The following is a 17,896-nucleotide window of genomic DNA, read 5'->3' as shown; positions in this document are numbered from 1 at the left end:
AGTTTATGATAACGACATATGATGATAATTATCGCAATTTCATAGGTCTTAAGTAATGGGTTATTTACGAGCAGTAATATTGTTCTTACAACAATCAAAGAAATCGTTAACGAAACAAAAGTTGGAGAGACAGGTTGAGCATTCTTGTTGGACAAGAACGGAACCTACCTTGCAGGTCCCGGATAAAGAATTGTTGGCGCCGCTATGAATGCAAATGTTAACCAAAATTTCCAATCACGCAAATTCCGTGGCATCTACCTCCAAACAATTGACTGCAAATGCGGAGCAATCGAGTTCTTTCAATGGAGGAAATTTCAACTGCTTCGAAATCCTTAATTCAAATGGTTCAGGATCTACAAGATCAAATATCACAAATTTAAATTTTTATATTCAAAAATACTCCCCACGTGATCTTTTGATTACGGGAAGAAGTTCCCCCTTTTTCTAAATCCGTTGTTGAACACATCCACCGGCAAATTATACATTAACATTACAAGTTCGACATACTAATACATGAATTCGTTATGTTTTTAAAAAATAGTATAATTCCATTGTGGGAGCGGTAATAGTAATGATCGTTGTAATAGCAACATATTTATCTTTTACTCTAATCAATATATGTTCATACCCTATATACTTCATTTTTATTATAAATAAAAACACTAAATTTCGGGAAGATGGTCACTTGTTTGCATGGATGGCCAGTTTATGGGTAGGTGGTATTTATTTATTACTTTACTCCGTGTTTGTTTATATAGTAACCTTTTGGTTTTTTAATAGAAGAAAAAATAAACCTGAGTATTCTCGGAATTTTTTATTGCTCATTATGCAGACTTTATGCCTATACATAAGTTTTCATCTAATGAATAATTTAATTTTTTTTAACATCCCCCTGTTGGGTATGTATGTAAATATTATTAGCTGTCTATACAGTACCCAGATTGCCACAATGATCTCCTTTCACTTGCTTAATCAAATTCCTTGGGAGTTCCGAGAATGGCGGCGAAAGATATTAATACTAACATGGGTAGATGCCTTCTCCTTATGTACTTTTATATTAATCAGTAAGATACTTCCGATTATTGAGGGAAATGTAACATATCAAATTATTGCTCAAGCCTTTCTTTTATTCTTTGTAGTTATTCGATTTACCTTGAGAAATATTAGTATTCTGCATCAGAGTAAAATTACAGAAACATTAGAAAAGGTAAATGTATTAAATCATAAATTGGAAGTTACAAATGATAATATATTGGCTGCTTTTGCCGCATCCCTTGAAAAAAGAGACGCATATACCGCAGGACATAGTGAACGAGTCGCCAAATATGCATACCATATTGCAGCAGAAATTAAATTAATTCCTGATCATCGACAAATTATTTATTTAAGTGGTTTATTGCATGATATAGGAAAAATAGGTATACCGGATTCTATTTTACATAAAGAAGGACCTCTATCGGAACACGAGTACCTCATAATGAAACAACATCCAGTAATAGGAGAAGAATTATTACGAGGTGTGTACCAATTTCTTCCATCCTTAACTGATAATGCGAAAAAAATGATTTACGAAATCGTGTTGTACCATCATGAACGTCCAGACGGCTTGGGATATCCAATGGGGTTAAACGATAAAGATATTCCTATTCATTCTAAAATCATGGCGGTAGCGGACGCATTTGATGCCATGACAAGCAATCGTTCATATCGTCCTGCAATGACGCAAGATAAAGCAATAGATATATTGAGAGAAGGTTCGGGTACGCAGTTCTGGACACCAGCAGTCCATGCATTAGAGGTATTATTAAAGAAAAATTATACTGTGTACGAGAAAACATACCGTCCGTCGGTATCCAAAAGAAATGAAAACAAATATAGAAATGAGAATGCGGACGTATAATGAAACCAAATAGAAATCAACATTATAGGAGGTCAGCATGCTCAATGAATCCTTAGTTATAAGAAAAGTGAGTCAAAGTGTGCTCCAAGGTTATTTAGGATTACATTCGGAGCCTCTCCCGCATCTTGAACGGCAGCAAAAATTCGAAAGTAACGAGGTAGGAGTCATCATCCAAATTGTAGGTCAAATGGAAGGGCAGGTCCTCTGTACCATGGGTAAGGAAACTGTCAAACAAATCATTAGTCGAATGATTTGCGGATTCGAGATCCACCAATTGGATGAGATGTATTGGAGTGCATTTCAAGAGTTTGGAAATTGGATTGCCAGTGGTATTGCCACCGAGCTTTCAGCACAAGGAATCATGGTTAATATTACACATCCCATTATCCAAGAAGGAAACTCCATTATTCATTCCCCTTATAAGTATCTGGTTGTTCCGATCTCGACAGAGATTGGAATAATCAAAATTTATATAAAACTAGATATAAAATAGTATTTTGAATTTGGGAGTGTGTTGAGAATAGCTAAAACTATGGCGGTAAATGCTGAAGCTTTTATGAGAATGATGTTAAGAAACATTTTGGCTGAAGGGCATTGAAAGAATTAAGGATTGTTAAGCCCTTTCAGAAGATAGAGTATTGGAATCTGTGAATTAATTGTTATTAGAGAAAAGAAAAATTTGAGGTAAACACATTTTTTAGAAAGTGGGAACTCTCTTGGGCTATATCGAAACATTTGAAACATACATTCAAGCAACAAACACACATGATTTTAACTATGTCAAAAGTATTTTAGATAATAATGCTGTGTATTGGTTCGCCGACAAAAGCTTTACTTCAATGAGCGAAATTCAAAATTATTTTGAGAGTACTTGGAATGTAATAAAGAATGAAGTGTACTCTGTGATCAATGTTCAATGGATCGCTGTAGATAGTAATTCTGCTACATGCATCTATACTTACCATTGGGAAGGATATCACGAGGATAAGTTTGTTTCAGGAAATGGCAGAGCCACGAATATATTTATTAAGAACACTCACGGACATTGGAAAATAGTTCATGAACATTCAAGTAGCAATTAACCAAATCTTTTATTTTTGGATATCTGTTTCTGGCAAATGCTTTCTTACTCGTTCCACTCTCTTTACTTGTAGTATATACGCTGACCACCTTCGGGCTCCTGTATGAAACCAGAACCAAGGCAGTTCGTGGCAAATCCTTAAATAGCAACATAAATTAATGACTAATTTGAGAATTGGCTTAGCCTGAACTAGCTGTATTAATCAATATTTAAATGTAAGAATTTCATAATTCAAGATTAGACCTTCTTCCCTTCAGCCATTGAAGAGTTGTTGATTCGATATTATTTTACTGTGTATGTACGGATAAGCACAAAATGAAAGGTGATGAAACGAATGAGATTGAAGCAATTGACTCGCCATGTTTGGGCAGGATACGTATATTGGCCGCTGCCTGTGATGGTATGGATCGTCGAAGATCGTGACGGATTGACTCTAATAGACGGGGGCTTTCCTTCCATGTGGCATCCGATGCGTGATGTTCTGCGCACCACATTCCACGGTCGTCCTCTAAACCGTGTTCTGCTAACCCATGGACATAATGACCATGTAGGAATGCTTTATGCACTGACGGAAGATATACATATTCCTATCACGGCACACGAGTTCGAAATTCCATTTCTCACCGGAGAAAGGTCTTATACAACACTAAGAGAAGGAAGCAAGACTAGCGACATCAAACCGTTTGCTAAAAATAAGCTAGAACTTCTAGACATGAAGGGCAACTACGGCGGGATTATCCCTTTCCATACTCCTGGACATAGCTTAGGACATGTTGCCTATTATCACCCCGAAGATCGTATTTTGCTTGCTGGTGACTTATTTACTTCATTATTCGGTAAACTCCGAAGGCCGATCGAAAAGTTCACGGCAAACATGAAAGAATCACTTCAAAGCGGAGTAATTGTAGAGAGATTGCAGCCGAAGCTAACAGCCTGTGCCCATTTCGGAGTGGTTAAAGAAGCCGCGATTCAATATGGAAATCTGGTCAGAACAACTGAAATGTTGGATTAGTTCGTTCAACTGATGGCAAACCAGTTCAATAATGACAGCGGCAGTCTAGGGCTTTATTTTCCTATCTCAGGCTACCGCTGCTTAAAATCTTAGCGTCCATCCCTACTTTGTTAGCTAGGGTTAATCCAAGGAAGATGGTAAAAAATGCTCCGGATCATCAAGTCTATTTCAATCGGGTTTGAGATGCATGGGATCCATAAAAAGTGAAGCAGTTTTCACCGGACGAGGCCGACTTGTCTTATAATCAGAAAATTCACAAATACTTGACCGCTAGTAGAGTTGAATATATAATAGTCGACATTGAGTTTTAAATCGATACTAGGCCCGCCGACGCAAAACTCAACATCCATTAACACTGAGGCAAAAGATTCATGAATCAAAATTAACTGTTCGCTGCCACCCATGGTTATCATAAAAAAGCCATGCTTTACTAAACTAACCAGATTATCAAGTAGGCGAAATACTACTCAGAAACTACAAATCATCCCAAAGTGTAATAAAAACGTTCTATTCATGCATAGTTACTTTACCGCAGTTTATTTCGACAGTATAATAAATAAGGGCTATTGAATTCTTAGGAAATGAGTAGGAGAGTTAATATGAATAGGGAAAGAAACAAGGAATATACGAAGAGAAAGATAATTGAGTCTGCAATCGAACTCTTTTCCATTCAAGATTATCAAAAGACATCGTTGGAAGAAATTTCAAAGAAAGCGGGAGTTACAAAAACCACCTTTTTTGCATATTTTAAAACGAAGGAAGAATTACTTTATGATTTTGATCTTGAACAGTTAAAAGTATTTGAACAGCGTATGGAATTATGTGTAAAGGACAGTCAAGAACTATTGTCTAAACTAAGAGAAGCAATAGTGGATATGGCAAAAAATCTTCATAAGACTCGTATTATCACGCAGAATTTGATCCATTTAGGTACAATAAGCCCAGTTTATAAAAAACTTTTATCAGAGATTTTTAACATTTTGCCACGCATAATGTATAAAACGATTCAACACGGTCAAGAAATTGGTGTTATTACTAAAAATATATCCCCCATGATTATCGGAGAAAATTTAGTGAAAATATATATTGGGGTTATCGTACAGTGGAGTTTTCTAGATGAAGCAAATAAAGATTTAGCAGAAGTTATGGATGATACTATAAAAAATTATATTAGTGGGATTGAAGGATAAGGATAACTTTTCGCAAGCTTATTCAGGGTGCAGGTGAACTCCCATATAATGAATAGTCAGATATTTCAATCTAACCTGACTTAAAGGTATGTTAATATGTATTAGGCCTACTAGGGATACATCTGGCGGGTCTATTTGTGTACAATTAAACAATTATAGAATAATTTGGAGATTAACAAAAAAAGATTTTTAGATTTTTCAAATAAACTTGACTCTAGGTAAAGTTTTGGTTTATTATATCGACATATAATGATAATTATTTAGTTTGTATAGGTCTAAAGTAGTGAATATTTTGAGGGGGTTATCAAATATCTTATAAACTTGTTTAGTTTAACTCAATTAACAGATTGATACCGGAGGTTTACCAATATGAAAGTACCAACACTTAAATTCAGAAGTGTGAGAGCAAAGACGTTATTCATTATTTTACCCTTAGTTAGCCTTATTCTTGTTTCCGTGGTTTCGTTGGCTTTTATTTATTCGGATTCGATAATTGTGAAACAATCAAATGATCAAATGAATCAACAACTCCAAACGATAAGTTATAATATTCAAGATCGAATTACAGCTGCTAGCAAAGTTCCGGAAGTTTTCGCTAGAACAGTGGAAGATTTGCATACTAAATTTTCCTTGGATGATTATCACACTATCGCTAGCCATAATTTAGAAATAAATAAGGACTTATTTGGGGTTGGTATTTTCTTTGAACCTAACGCTTACCAGACCCGTACGAAATACTTCTCTACATATGCTTTATGGGATAACAATAAAATTATTACATCGGAAGAATATAGTGATCCAAGCTTTGATTATCCCAACCAAGATTTTTATAAAACGACAGTAGAACAAATTGAAAGTAGTTCAAATAAAAAAAGTGTCATATTCTCAGACCCCTACTTTGATGATGTAAGAGAATTGTATATGGTTACTGCGACAGTCCCTATGTTCAATTCCAAAGAACAATTTATTGGAGTTACGACTAGTGATCTAATTCTTTCTAAGATTAAACAAATTATTAGTGAGACCAAAGTTGGGGAGACGGGCTGGGCCTTTCTGTTGGATAAAAACGGAACCTATCTTGCTGGACCTGATACAGATAAGATTATGAAAGAAAAGCTTCAAGAAGATAAAGACGCAACTCTAGCAAATCTTGGTAAAACTATACTTGCTCAAAAGAATGGGAATTTACATTACGGAAAATCTAATGAGAATGTTCATGTTTATTTTCAAGAAATGCCTGGAACGCATTGGATTTTAGCAATTGCACTTCCGGATAAAGAATTGGTGGCGCCCATTCATTCGCTGATTGAAAAAGTTATATTGGTCGGTCTGGTGGGTATAGCCCTAATTATTATTGTCATATTTTTGTACAGCCGAGATATTACCAGCCATATTAAAAAAGTTAATGAGTTATCTCACTATCTTTCTCAAGGAGATTTCACACAAACAATTCCTGTCACTACTAGAGATGAGTTCGGACAGATGCTTACTAATTTCAACCAAACAACGGGATTATTAAAGCAGATGTTTACCAAAATTTCCGATCATGCCAATTATGTAGCTTCTACGTCAGAGCAATTGACGGCAAGTGCCGAGCAATCTAGTGTAGCAGCTGAGGTCATATCATCCACCATTCAAGAAGTTGCAAACGGAGCGGAGCATCAAATGCAAGGTTCCAAAGAAAGTGCAAGAGCCATGGAAGAGTTAACACTCGGGGTTCAACGGGTTGCTGCGTCATGCTCAATTGTGAGGGAAGTCTCTCAAGTAACCTCCGATATGGCTTTTCAAGGTAATGAGATTATCCAAAATGCTGTAATGAACATGAATTTAGCTAATCAAACTGTTAACGAGACTTCCGATATTATTACTAGATTAAGTGAACGCATAAAAAAGATTAATAATATCATTGAAGTAATGAGTGAAATCAGTACACGAACAAATTTACTTTCTCTAAATGCGAGTATTGAAGCTGCACGTGCCGGGGAATACGGACGAGGGTTTTCGGTTGTCGCTACAGAAATTCGTAATTTAGCCGAACAAAGTAGAAATTCCGCTACACAGGTTAAAGCAATTATTGAAGTCATACAAAGTGATACGATGGATGCGGTTAATTCGATTAAAATAGGTACTCAAACAGTAGAAAGAGGCACAAATCTTGTCCAAGAAGCAGGTGAATCATTTAACCATATTTTGCAGGACATCGATTCAATGGTAGGACAAATTGAAGAAATATCAGCCTCAACGGAGGAAATGTCAGCGGGCTCAGAACAGGTTACTGCTACTGTAGAAGAACTTTCAAGAATTGCTGCTGGTGCATCGGATAATTCTCAATCTGTTGCAGCCTCCAGCCAAGAACAATTAGCCTCTATGGAAGAGATCACAACTTCCTCTAAATCCCTAATTCTAATGGTTCAAGAGTTACAAGAACTTATCTCTCAATTTAAAGTTTAGTTAAATTTTAAATGACCCCTCTCCCCTCAATTTCAAGTGTATTAGCTGCTTTTGCTTTATCCCTTAAAAGAAATATAGCCATAGCGGACGTGGACGGAGAGTTGATTTCAAGGGTAAACATTCCAAGGTGGCCATTTTTGAAGAATATTAAATACTTTCTCCGAAAATTTTAAAACCAACGGTCGGTATGTTATATTTGAAGATGAGAGATATTCATCATATGGGAGGTTGAGCATGTATATTAACTATTCGCATAGGTTGTTGGGTTCGATGAATGACACGCGCACAAATGTCTTTAAAGAGATGGAAATGCATGCAATACCTGTTAACGAAATTGCCCATCGTAACATACCTATCGAGGCGAGAATTCCTGTCGATCATGTAACTATTTCTCAAGAGGCGCTAGATTTAATGAAGAATCCACCACGAGATCACCAAATTAATGCATCTGCCCCTACAGGCAAAAACTTGACTGATTTGGGACGTTTTAAACAAGCATTCGAGGACTCTGAAAATTATCAATTGAAATTTGGCGAATCTGTATACCAGGATCCGTTAGAAAAAATGGATCAACTAGTCGAGTTGGAAGCGAGATATCGGGATAATATCAAACAATTCATTTTGGGTGATGAGCAACAGGATCAATTAAATAAACTCAACGATCTTGTTTCTGAAATTAAAGATAAAATTGTAAACGGTATAACAGATGAAATGGGTATTTTTTTTAAAAGTACTGATTTCGATATATCAAAATTCAAGCAGCACTTAGGGAATATATATGATAGTAAAAGACAATATTTCAAAAACATGAGTGACTCTCATGACGCGGACTGGAATAAGTATCGAGTTTTTGGATTGTCTGCATCCAATGTTGATTTTTTAGTGATTTGGTAAGTCATGATAGCGCAGATGTAATGACGGATCAAAAAAAGCTTGAGAACCTCGGAGAAAAAGATCTTTCAGCACTCTTAAATATTGTTCGTAGAACAAATGACGGTATTTCCCGTGCGGATGATATACCAGCGAAGCCAGATGATATGACTGCTCATGAACTAATATTTAGCGCATCATTAGGTTTGACTAAAGCCAAAGCAACAATGATGATCAATAATGTCGAGATTTCGGATTCTATTCGTACGGCATTTACTAGATCGTTAGATCGTGTAATCCTATCAAAAATAGATACAATGGCAAATAATAGTGTTGCATTCGGGCGAAATATCGACCGCACTCTCGCCCAAAACATCATGAAAAACATTGGCGATATATTTAACGGACCCGGTGAACAATTCAAAGGTAAATTTGATCAAGCGTTCGCAGACTTTGAGCGAGTCTATGTCAAACAGTCGAAAGAACTAACTGCAAATCTATTTAAAACAGGATACATTCGTTCAGACGATCCTCACTTTGATGAAAAGTTTGAAAAGGCGTTACTGCTGCAAACAAAGACGAAGACTTCCTCATGGTCTGAAGGCTGGAACTATTTTATCGATCTTTTAGAACCAAAAGAACGCAGCAAAATACAGATTATAATTTAAAAGTGTACAGCGGAATTTTAAAAGATCTCAACTTAGGGATGCTTCCATGGATACTTTTTAAAGCTCCTTTTGCGCTTGATTCATTAGTATGGGTGCTACACTCTTCTTTTTAGTAGGTATATATTGGTTCTTTGAAGCGATAAGATGTGTTGTTAATCATAAAGGGCTTTTTGTTAGCTCTCATATTTTATATTTTCATCTTCTTGCTGAAAGAAGGAGTGTATGCGTCCTTTCATCGGTCTGTACTCTTCTCTCTTACATCGTGCCGTGGAACGTACGATGAATCCACATCAAGCTGCTGCTTCCGCGTCAGCTTGATAAAGTTTACCGCATAGCCGGAAACGCGAATCGTCAATTGAAGCGAGCGCCCCTTTCCGATCGCGTCCGTGCATAGGATTAGCGCCTGGCGCGAAGGGTTCTCCGGCTTTACGTCCATCCGGGGTGCTCCCCGTCTTCTGCCCGTAAACGGCGGGCACCGAAGAACTGCATTTGCTTGTCGATGCGCATAGCGGATACACAGCATGCAATACCGTAATCATCCCCAAAGTAAGGCCGCATCAGATCATCATTCTCATATTGAATAGAACTGGTCTCCACCGATACCTTGGCACAATAAGCTTTAAAGCCTTCAGGCAGCTTGGTCGACCATAGCACAGTCAGGTTCGGCTCAGGCGCATGCCCCAGATTGTATAAGGTATGCAGGAAGCGGAAGGAATTTTTCGTCACGCGCGCTCTGCCGTCCAGCCCCATGCCGCCAATCGATTCGGTCACCCAAGTCGGATCTCCGCTGAAAAGCTCGTTGTAATCGGGCGTGCGCAAAAATTTGACGATGCGAAGCTTCATAACAAAATGGTCCACAAGTTCCTGTGCTTCTGTTTCTGTCAACGTCCCCGCACGCAGATCCCACTCGATATAAATATCCAGAAAGCTGGATTCGCAGCCAAGACTCATTGCTGCACCATTCTGCTCCTTAATAGCGGCTAAATAAGCGAAATACAGCCATTGCACAGCTTCACGGGCATTCATTGCCGGTTTAGCGTCGAAGCCGTAGGTCTTGGCCATCAGCTTCAACTCACCCAGACTGCGGATTTGTTCAGAGAGCTTTCGATCCCATGGTCGAATTCACGATCAGATCCTTAACGGTATCGTAAAAGGTGTGGCTGCTTACGTGACTGATTTCATCTGGAACAATCATCATGTTGACGTTCGCACCCGGAATTTCAAATCCGTGTACCACATCTGGGCTTGTCGAAAGGCGCCGTCACTTGGACCTTGACCGGATCAATGGCGTGATGGTGCTCACTCGGCGGCTTGACGCCCCTTGCAAATGCGGAGATCCCGAGCACACCTAAACACATAAATAACATGACGATCCCAATCGTAAGCCAAATCTTTTCAAGCTTATCATGGTTGAATCTACCCTTTACAGAACGTAGCTCGTTACTAACGTTGGCTTTCCAAGTGCAGCATAGTTTCGTAGTCCTCGAACGTGTTGATATTGGAAATAAAATTCAATTGGATACCGTTCTCACGTAAGAACTGATCTCCTAATTCACTCCAAAAAACATGTTTTAATAAGGCTGAAACTCGAGTTCACCTAGTTGTAACAGAGGTCCAATATGAGACGCGCAGGCTTGATCATAAATCCCATGCAAGGGATACATCTGCCCAGCCACCAAAGGAACAACGGCTTCAAATCCATCCAACTTTCTTTGCAGCAGTAACTGCGCAGCTTTACTGGATATAAAGGGCATATCACAACCTACGACCCAGATGGAAGCATGTTTAGCTAAAGATAGTGCTGCATGCATTCCTCCAAGAGGCCCTTGACCCACATAAAAATCCGTAATAATACGTACTGAACGATCTACTACGCTTAAATAAGGTTTAGGCTCATTTGTTACAACAATGATTTCATCACAAATTTCCCTCATTATATCAATCTGCCGAGCAATGAGAGGCTTTCCGCCAAACGGAAGCAATGCCTTCAGTTCTCCTCTCATGCGACGGTTTTCCCCACCAGCCAGAATAACTCCCGAAAGCATTTTCCATCACTTCTCCCTCTTCGAAGGCTTGGTATAGTTTCACTTTAGTCAAAATAACATTGTCTGTAAGTGAAAAATGTCACACCGCCACAATACCGTCGTAACATAGCCACACACCTACGCTAATACATTTATTTTAAGTGAAGTTTCAATGACGGTACGGTTGCGGCCTTGATTTTTCGCTTTGTATAGTGCTATGTCTGCTCTTTCAAGCAGTATTTTCAGATTATCAGGATGATCTGTATTATCCGTTATTCCGATTGAAACCGTTACAGCTTCCCCTGTAGGACTTTTGGTCGCGGCAATCTTCTTGCGAAGTCTTTCTGCAACCGTTCTTCCAAGCCTTGCATTAGACAAAAAACCTATTCTTAGTCTCAGCTACTGAGAAAGAGAATAGGCTTTTCAAAATATGATCATTGATGTGACCCTCAACTTATCTGTATTTAGGCTTTAAATGAAATCGATCTACAATTTTATCGAACCATTTGTGAAGGTAAGGAAGAATCACATGATCCACACCAAACTTACCTGCGTTAGCACCTGCCGCTAAAATGATGAAACCTAGCAACATTAACCAAGGATTCGTGCTGACCGTACCAGCAAACATGTACATCACATTCATCAATACGCCAAAGAACATCGCTGTTGTCGTTAATGCGCCTATCAGTAAACCTAATCCAACCAAAAGTTCACCCCATGGAACTATAACATTGAACCAACCCGCATGCGGAAGCGCGAAATTTTTTAAAAAGCCCACATAATTTGCATAAATCATATCATTTGTGCCCGTTTCAAGAACAGGTTTAGCAATAGCTCCCTTTAAAAACCCTGTAGCATCAAAAGCTTTTTCTCCGGCGATTTTGTGCCATCCAGCAATCATCCATTCCCAACCTACATATAAGCGAATGATCGTCAACAATATGGCAGCGTAATTATTTTCCCTCAACCATTTCATCATTTGAACCATCTCCTTCGTTCCTTATGATTTGATTATATCTCTCTAAAAATGAAGTGTATGTGAGATATATCACAACCTGTGGTCATGACGTCATTCTGCTAACAAAGAAAACGTCATTTATAAAGCTTCTAAACCGGGTTCACATTTTGGAGGAGAAAACCGACATTTTTCAAGATCAAATCGTGGAAAATCCGGTTAAATATTTGATTATTTGATTCTCTCAATGCTGCTTTTTCTGTTAGAATGGCTTCAGCTTTCGGATCAGGAATTTATCGTTTCACCTATTGATCATGTAAGTGACTCTTCCTGAAGGAAACGGTGTTCATTATGCTGTTACCAGCGTAGATGTTTGCACTATCCCCATCCGTAAGACTGAATGCTGTTGGCTACAATTTCATACCGAAAATGGGAAAAACCCGCTCCAAGAGCGGGTTTCAAGATGGAGGTGGCTTGGCCATGGCCGTTTAATGAACTCATTGCCGTTTCTACATTCACAATTGTTTAAATTCGATCCAGTCGATCTGCAAGCCCGGTTTAACGAAATCCAATTTCAATTCGTAAAGGCCAGCTTCCAGTTCGATTTTCACAAGCTTCTGTCTGACCCATTTGCCTTCCGTCCCATTCGTTTGAATGGTCGTCATCAATTGATCGTTCAGTGTTACATTACAAGCGCTTTGGGCAAGTTCCGGTTCCGGTGACATGATGTGGACGATGATCCGATATTGTCCGGCTTGATCCACTCTCATAAATGTTGATCCGGCTGTGGCAGGGTTAACCTGTGCATGTTCGGTTAGTGCCTGCACCCGCTCCGGCGAAAGAGATGGATTCGCCTTGAAGGCAGCAACCGATTCTACAATCTCGTGTTTTCTGGAGAACACCGGTGCGTGCATAATGAACTCGCAAATATTCATGGCGGAGCGCTGAAGTTCCCCACGGGTTAATGAACCATTTTCCAGAGATTCAATCGTATTGTCATCCCAGCCGTTGATTTCTGCCCCATAGTTAGGAACAACCATGTACAAATCGTTTTGGGCACGAACCATCCAGTTCGTGTACTTCCGATCTGCAGTTCCTCCCTCGGCGACATCATTCATGATAGCCCACCAGTCCGTCATTACAATACCTGCGAAGCCCCATTCCCCGCGAAGAATCGTGGTATTCAGATCATAATTGGACGCTGCCCAGTGCCCGTTGATAGGATTATAGGAGGTCATAATCGAATTCGCGCCGCCCTGCTTCACTGCAATTTCAAAGCCTTTTAGATAAATCTCCCGCAGAGCGCGTTCGGAAACGACGGCATCTACCTTGCTGCGATGCTTTTCCTGGTTGTTGCAGGCGAAATGCTTCAGTGTGGCGTTAGAGCCGCCTTTCATAATACCTCTAGTGCATGCTGCAGCAAATACCCCGGAAATCAGCGGATCTTCTGAAAAATACTCAAAGTTGCGTCCGTTGAGCGGACTGCGCCGGATATTGAGGCCGGGTCCGAGCAAGGTATCCACGTTGTTGCTCAATAGTTCCTTGCCTTCCATGACATAAAGTTCTTCAACTAGCTCCGCATTCCAAGTTGCCGCAAGCAAGGTTCCGATAGCAACCTGGGTCGCCTTCTGCCCGCTATCCATACGAATCCCGGAAGGTCCGTCTGCGGTACAAGCCACTGGAATACCGTAATTGAATAACTGATCGCTTACTCCCCCGAAAGCCGAAGCGGTACCCGGTGTAACGAGCGGACTGCTCATGCCTTCTCCTCTGACGATCGCAGCCAGATCCTGGTCGCTGAGTTGGGCGATGAAGGTTCGCATACCGATTTTTCCGTCCAAAACATCTCTTAATTGATACCCCTGATTACCGGTCTGCTCCAAAGTTTCGGGTTGGTTCTTCTTGATCCGCTCCGCCATGGCAATCTTGCGTTTTGGTACCTCTACAAAAATAAGTTCATACGAACCGTCTTCCATACGAGCGCCCGGCTTCATTCTCGTAAAGTCTTCTATCGGAGCCATCGCCTCTTGCAGCTGCTCCACCACTTGAAGAGTTTCCACAACATAGCCGACTTGACTTTCCACGCTGACTTCCTCCACTAGTTTGACACTGGTTCCCACATACAAGCGGTACGTCCCGGCTTCCATCACATAAGCCGAAGAATAGCCCGTCACACCGGCGTCATCATAGGAGGCCATAGAACGAACAGGGAAGCTAACCGTAAGACGCTCTGATTCGCCCGGCTGAAGGACTTTTGTCTTGCCGAATGCCGCCAGAGCTTTAGCCGGCTGTCCCAGCTTTCCTTGCGGTGCTTCGTAATAGACCTGTACGACCTCTTTTCCCGCAAAAGCAGTTCCCGTGTTGGTTACCGTTACGCCGATTTCAACGTATGTTTCTCCTTCTCGGGTGGTCATCTTGGCTTCTTCAGGCACGACTTGAAATGAAGTATAAGAAATACCATAACCAAACTCAAACTGCACCTTATCCGGGCAAAACGTCTCAAAATAACGATAGCCCACATAAATATCTTCCTGATACAGGTTCTTAAATTCATTGCCATAATTGCGGGTCGATGGATAATCTTCTATGGAATAAGCGATCGTATCCGTTAATTTACCGCTCGGTGTCACCTCTCCGGCCAGTACGTCGGCAATCGCATTGCCCCCTTCCATACCGCCCTGCCAAGAGTAAATAGCGCACGGTATCGGGTGTACATAACTGTCATCGTTCAGCCAGCTCATATCAATAATATTCGATACATTCAACACAACAACGGTTTGTTCAAAATAGGCAGTAACCTGCTTCAGCATCGCTTGTTCATCGGCCGTTAATTGGTAGCTGCCCGGCGCGTCGGCATTATCCTGGTCTTCTCCCGCCGTACGGCCGATCACAATGATCGCCTTGTTCGATTTGCTTCTTGCCTCCGACACCAATTCATCGCTCAAAGGCATTTCCTTCTGGTGCCACGGCTCTGCCGCCCATACTTTTCCGCCATCATCAAATGGATTTTGCTCAATCCACTTTTCATAGATAGCCGCCAGTTCTTCGTTAACGGTAAGGTTCTTTTTACTGCGAAGACCGTTCAATAAATTGGTCGTATATGAAACATGGACACTCCCACCCGAACCTGTACCGCTGCGATAATAATTAACTTGGGTTCTGCCAAAAACTGAAATGTTGTCGCCATTTCGAAGCGGAAGCATCTGTCCTTCATTCTTTAACAGCACGGCGCCTTCTGCGGCTACCGTTCGACTAAATTCAGCAAAACCTTCTAATGGAACTCCCACACTCTGTGTACTCATTTCGTTTCCTCCCGATTGTTATTTCCATGCATATTGGCGGTTCTAAGGGAGGGTAGCTCGACCCTTTCGAAACTTCTAGGTTTTCGCGAACCTATGCATGTTTTCTACAAAGTACTTTACGGATAAATGCCATAATATTATTAAACAAGCATTGCTTCTGAAAAAGCAAAATCCACAACGCTTACAGCTGTGGGTTTTTCCAGCATGTCGAGAAACCCGGTGCATTTAAAACCCCGAATTTCTCTTTTTGATGGGGAAACTGCAAAAATCATTTGGCTTTGTACGGTCATTTTATATGGTATTGTTATTTCAAACTTTTCCTTTACCATCACTTGTGATACGGTTCACCTTATAGCATCGGCACTGACCGAAGGCAACTGATGATTACCGAGTGATGCTACACTTTTATTTCTTCCGGTATTCTTCGCTTCATACAAAAATAGGTCAGCCATTTCAAATAAAACTGAAAGATTAGTCGTGCAAACTGGATAAGAAGCGATTCCTGAAGATATTGTAATTATGTCGCCGCATGGACTCACTGTGCTTTCTACTTTCTTACGTAATTTTTCAGCAACTTGAAACGCTTCGTCACTATTCAGGTCGTGGAGAAGTAACACAAACTCTTCACCGCCATAGCGGCAACAAATATCTTCTTCCCTGGATACTTCTCTCATTTGTTCTGCCAAAAATTTTAACACCTCATCACCTTTCGTATGGCCAAATGTATCATTAACCCTCTTAAAATGATCAATGTCAAGTATAATAATTGAAAAAGGTGTCCCATTCTCCGCCCACTTTTGAGTCTCTTCATCTAACGTCCGCCGATTTGTAAGTTTTGTCAACGGATCTGTTTTAGACTGATATGTAAAATAGTCTACTTTATCATGGAAAAAACCAAGACTATAGGTCAGTGCTTTTTTTAATTGAATCGCTTCATAATACCAAGCTCTAACCTTTTTCAAACTTTCATCTTGATTATTTTGGGTGCTTGATTCCGTAAAGAACGCTAGCTTCTGTAAGGGTTGAGCAATTACCTTGGAAATAAGCGAAATAAGTATTAAAGATAACAATAAATACGGCAATGATTTCATAATCATTTCTTTCATCATGTCCGTCGTTGGTGCTAATGAAACAGCCGTCGGTCGCTGTGATACGACTCCCCATCCAACCGCCGGAATATAGGCATATCCTGCAAGCATGTCCACATTTTGTGTGTTTGTGACACGGATAGATCCGCTCTCTTTTTTCAGCAGTTTCTGTACGACCGGATTTTGCGGGACATGATCATTGATCCGTTCTTGCATTTGATGATAAATAATGCGACCGTCCTCGTCTACAACATATACATAAGATCCATCCTTGTAGAAATGCTCTCCTAAAATTTCGCTCAAAATATTTTCTTCCTTTAAATACAAGGTGCCGCCAATTAAACCAAGATATTTCCCATCTTCTTCAAAGATCGGATACGAAATAAAAATAATTAACCGCCCCGTGATAGATAAGTAGGGCTTTGATATAAGCGGACGTTTCCCATTTAAAGCTTGCTGTCCACCTGTAGAATCTAGAGATTTCCCAACTATATCTAGAGTTTGCGGTGACGCCGCTAGAATTTCACCATTGGCAGCGACAATCACTACCGAATTAAACGTATTGGTCTGATTTTTCAAACGATCCGCCTCTTGAAAAAGCTTTGGCTTAAATTCATCGCTTCTCATGTATAACGAAATATTCTTTGAGCTCAGCTCCAACGTTTGAAGTGTCATTTTAAAGAAAACTTCTGTTGTACTGGCAAGTTTTTGTGCATAGACTCGGTTAGTTTCTAAAGTATTTTCAATAAGTGTTTTCTGACTTATTCGATAACCAGATAAAGTGCTGTTACACAGAGTAAAAATCACCGAAATCAGTGCTACTGATAAAATTAAGTGCTTTAACGAAAGCTTCATGGATGTAATTTCTCCTTATTACATTTCTATAAACTAATATATCATATTCTGATATATTTAATTACTCAACTTTCGCACCTACGAAAAACTAGTTGAGCCTTATGGTTGCGAGGTTTAATGGAGAATTTTTGCTCCTCTTGACAAAAAAACACCCTCTTTGTTTGGTATCATGGAAGTGGCGAGCAACTCCTGTGGTACACCAAAAATCCTTGTCTGAACAGGCAAAGTAAGTAGGCCAACTGCTTCGAAATGCTGGAATCATCAAATCTTTTTTGCTTTTCTAGTTTGGATGTTTTTCAGCTTCTATTTTCCATGTTTGAGGAGCGAAATTGGTTTCGTCTTTTGGAAAGTGATCGCGGTGATTCATTGCCTGGTAAAGATGTCGTTTATTGCTTTCTTAATCCCGTTAGTCATAATGAACGAGGCGGCCCTCATTCGCCTAACGTAGGTTGCTTTTGGTTAGAATGAGTAGTGGATTCTACTTAAAACCAAATGCAGAG

The 17,896-nt window shown here is 40.0% G+C and carries 17 protein-coding genes and 2 pseudogenes; 10 read left to right on the top strand and 9 right to left on the bottom strand.

The features are described from left to right. The first annotated feature begins 685 nt into the window (after positions 1-685). The 8 genes from FU659_RS25120 (at position 686) to FU659_RS25085 (ending at position 9,172) form a co-directional block, all read left to right on the top strand. A complete protein-coding gene (locus tag FU659_RS25120) occupies positions 686-1,900 on the top strand; it encodes an HD-GYP domain-containing protein (protein ID WP_187274384.1) in 1,215 nt (404 codons plus the stop codon). A gap of 37 nt (positions 1,901-1,937) precedes the next feature. Then, the gene (locus FU659_RS25115) at positions 1,938-2,393 is read left to right on the top strand and encodes a chemotaxis protein CheX (protein WP_147950068.1); all 456 of its coding nucleotides are present in this window, start codon (positions 1,938-1,940) and stop codon (positions 2,391-2,393) included. A 223-nt stretch (positions 2,394-2,616) separates the two neighbouring features. After that, the gene (locus FU659_RS25110; protein ID WP_147950067.1) at positions 2,617-2,982 is read left to right on the top strand and encodes a YybH family protein; all 366 of its coding nucleotides are present in this window, start codon (positions 2,617-2,619) and stop codon (positions 2,980-2,982) included. 333 nt (positions 2,983-3,315) lie between these two features. After that, positions 3,316-3,993: an MBL fold metallo-hydrolase gene (locus tag FU659_RS25105; protein WP_147950066.1), complete on the top strand. Its 678-nt coding sequence runs from the start codon at positions 3,316-3,318 to the stop codon at positions 3,991-3,993. Between the two features lie 599 nt (positions 3,994-4,592). Then, positions 4,593-5,183: a TetR/AcrR family transcriptional regulator gene (locus FU659_RS25100; RefSeq protein WP_187274383.1), complete on the top strand. Its 591-nt coding sequence runs from the start codon at positions 4,593-4,595 to the stop codon at positions 5,181-5,183. 369 nt (positions 5,184-5,552) lie between these two features. Further along, entirely contained in the window at positions 5,553-7,634 is a 2,082-nt protein-coding gene (locus FU659_RS25095) for a methyl-accepting chemotaxis protein (protein ID WP_147950064.1), read from the top strand. A gap of 234 nt (positions 7,635-7,868) precedes the next feature. Beyond that, entirely contained in the window at positions 7,869-8,528 is a 660-nt protein-coding gene (locus tag FU659_RS25090) for a hypothetical protein (RefSeq protein ID WP_147950063.1), read from the top strand. A 20-nt stretch (positions 8,529-8,548) separates the two neighbouring features. Continuing rightward, positions 8,549-9,172 carry a hypothetical protein gene (locus FU659_RS25085; RefSeq protein WP_147950062.1) on the top strand — a complete coding sequence of 208 codons (624 nt, stop codon included), beginning with the start codon at positions 8,549-8,551 and terminating at the stop codon, positions 9,170-9,172. A gap of 232 nt (positions 9,173-9,404) precedes the next feature. Here FU659_RS25085 and FU659_RS38980 read toward each other — a convergent pair whose 3' ends face one another. From FU659_RS38980 to FU659_RS25060, 6 genes and pseudogenes are all read right to left on the bottom strand, one after another. Further along, on the bottom strand, positions 9,405-9,608 hold the full coding sequence (locus FU659_RS38980) for a hypothetical protein (protein WP_397356492.1): 204 nt from the start codon (positions 9,606-9,608) through the stop codon (positions 9,405-9,407). A 32-nt stretch (positions 9,609-9,640) separates the two neighbouring features. Further along, a pseudogene (locus FU659_RS25080) lies at positions 9,641-10,276 on the bottom strand (pyruvate formate lyase family protein); the annotation flags it as partial. Continuing rightward, complete coding sequence (locus FU659_RS37630; RefSeq protein WP_261808041.1) at positions 10,266-10,409, bottom strand: cupredoxin domain-containing protein; 144 nt, start codon at positions 10,407-10,409, stop codon at positions 10,266-10,268. The gene FU659_RS37630 and the pseudogene FU659_RS25080, both read right to left, overlap by 11 nt. 334 nt (positions 10,410-10,743) lie before the next feature. After that, positions 10,744-11,217, bottom strand: coding sequence for a molybdenum cofactor guanylyltransferase (mobA, locus tag FU659_RS25070; protein ID WP_147950061.1), 474 nt, complete (start codon positions 11,215-11,217; stop codon positions 10,744-10,746). A gap of 117 nt (positions 11,218-11,334) precedes the next feature. Next, positions 11,335-11,574: a diguanylate cyclase gene (locus FU659_RS25065; RefSeq protein WP_261808040.1), complete on the bottom strand. Its 240-nt coding sequence runs from the start codon at positions 11,572-11,574 to the stop codon at positions 11,335-11,337. Between the two features lie 76 nt (positions 11,575-11,650). Continuing rightward, a complete protein-coding gene (locus FU659_RS25060; RefSeq protein ID WP_187274382.1) occupies positions 11,651-12,175 on the bottom strand; it encodes a DoxX family membrane protein in 525 nt (174 codons plus the stop codon). Positions 12,176-12,520: 345 nt separating this feature from the next. Here FU659_RS25060 and FU659_RS37625 point away from each other — a divergent pair, with 345 nt between their 5' ends. After that, positions 12,521-12,643, top strand: coding sequence for a hypothetical protein (locus FU659_RS37625; protein WP_261808039.1), 123 nt, complete (start codon positions 12,521-12,523; stop codon positions 12,641-12,643). Between the two features lie 23 nt (positions 12,644-12,666). Here FU659_RS37625 and FU659_RS25055 read toward each other — a convergent pair whose 3' ends face one another. The 3 genes from FU659_RS25055 to FU659_RS25045 form a co-directional block, all read right to left on the bottom strand. Continuing rightward, positions 12,667-15,453 (bottom strand): glycoside hydrolase family 3 C-terminal domain-containing protein, encoded by a 2,787-nt coding sequence (locus FU659_RS25055; RefSeq protein ID WP_147950059.1) that lies wholly within the window; start codon positions 15,451-15,453, stop codon positions 12,667-12,669. A gap of 140 nt (positions 15,454-15,593) precedes the next feature. Next, complete coding sequence (locus FU659_RS25050; protein WP_147950058.1) at positions 15,594-15,785, bottom strand: hypothetical protein; 192 nt, start codon at positions 15,783-15,785, stop codon at positions 15,594-15,596. A gap of 12 nt (positions 15,786-15,797) precedes the next feature. Further along, positions 15,798-17,396 carry a sensor domain-containing diguanylate cyclase gene (locus tag FU659_RS25045; RefSeq protein WP_261808038.1) on the bottom strand — a complete coding sequence of 533 codons (1,599 nt, stop codon included), beginning with the start codon at positions 17,394-17,396 and terminating at the stop codon, positions 15,798-15,800. A 230-nt stretch (positions 17,397-17,626) separates the two neighbouring features. Between FU659_RS25045 and FU659_RS39370 the strand changes: the two are divergent. Then, positions 17,627-17,798: pseudogene (locus FU659_RS39370) on the top strand (IS4 family transposase); the annotation flags it as partial. Positions 17,799-17,896 lie beyond the last annotated feature (98 nt).

Source organism: Paenibacillus sp. N3.4 (assembly GCF_008017805.1).
Lineage (GTDB): Bacteria > Bacillota > Bacilli > Paenibacillales > NBRC-103111 > Paenibacillus_E.
The sequence above is the reverse complement of the archived record's forward strand: the minus strand, read 5'-3'. Positions and strand labels throughout refer to the sequence as shown.

Excerpts from the sequence above, each read along its gene's own strand:
- FU659_RS25115 (WP_147950068.1), top strand. The coding sequence starts at position 1,938 with ATGCTCAATGAATCCTTAGTTATAAGAAAAGTGAGTCAAAGTGTGCTC.
- FU659_RS25105 (WP_147950066.1), top strand. The coding sequence starts at position 3,316 with ATGAGATTGAAGCAATTGACTCGCCATGTTTGGGCAGGATACGTATAT.
- FU659_RS25100 (WP_187274383.1), top strand. The coding sequence starts at position 4,593 with ATGAATAGGGAAAGAAACAAGGAATATACGAAGAGAAAGATAATTGAG.
- FU659_RS25095 (WP_147950064.1), top strand. The coding sequence starts at position 5,553 with ATGAAAGTACCAACACTTAAATTCAGAAGTGTGAGAGCAAAGACGTTA.
- FU659_RS25090 (WP_147950063.1), top strand. The coding sequence starts at position 7,869 with ATGTATATTAACTATTCGCATAGGTTGTTGGGTTCGATGAATGACACG.
- FU659_RS25085 (WP_147950062.1), top strand. The coding sequence starts at position 8,549 with ATGACGGATCAAAAAAAGCTTGAGAACCTCGGAGAAAAAGATCTTTCA.
- FU659_RS38980 (WP_397356492.1), bottom strand. The coding sequence starts at position 9,608 with ATGGACGTAAAGCCGGAGAACCCTTCGCGCCAGGCGCTAATCCTATGC.
- mobA (WP_147950061.1), bottom strand. The coding sequence starts at position 11,217 with ATGCTTTCGGGAGTTATTCTGGCTGGTGGGGAAAACCGTCGCATGAGA.
- FU659_RS25060 (WP_187274382.1), bottom strand. The coding sequence starts at position 12,175 with ATGATGAAATGGTTGAGGGAAAATAATTACGCTGCCATATTGTTGACG.
- FU659_RS37625 (WP_261808039.1), top strand. The coding sequence starts at position 12,521 with ATGTTTGCACTATCCCCATCCGTAAGACTGAATGCTGTTGGCTACAAT.
- FU659_RS25055 (WP_147950059.1), bottom strand. The coding sequence starts at position 15,453 with ATGAGTACACAGAGTGTGGGAGTTCCATTAGAAGGTTTTGCTGAATTT.
- FU659_RS25045 (WP_261808038.1), bottom strand. The coding sequence starts at position 17,396 with ATGAAGCTTTCGTTAAAGCACTTAATTTTATCAGTAGCACTGATTTCG.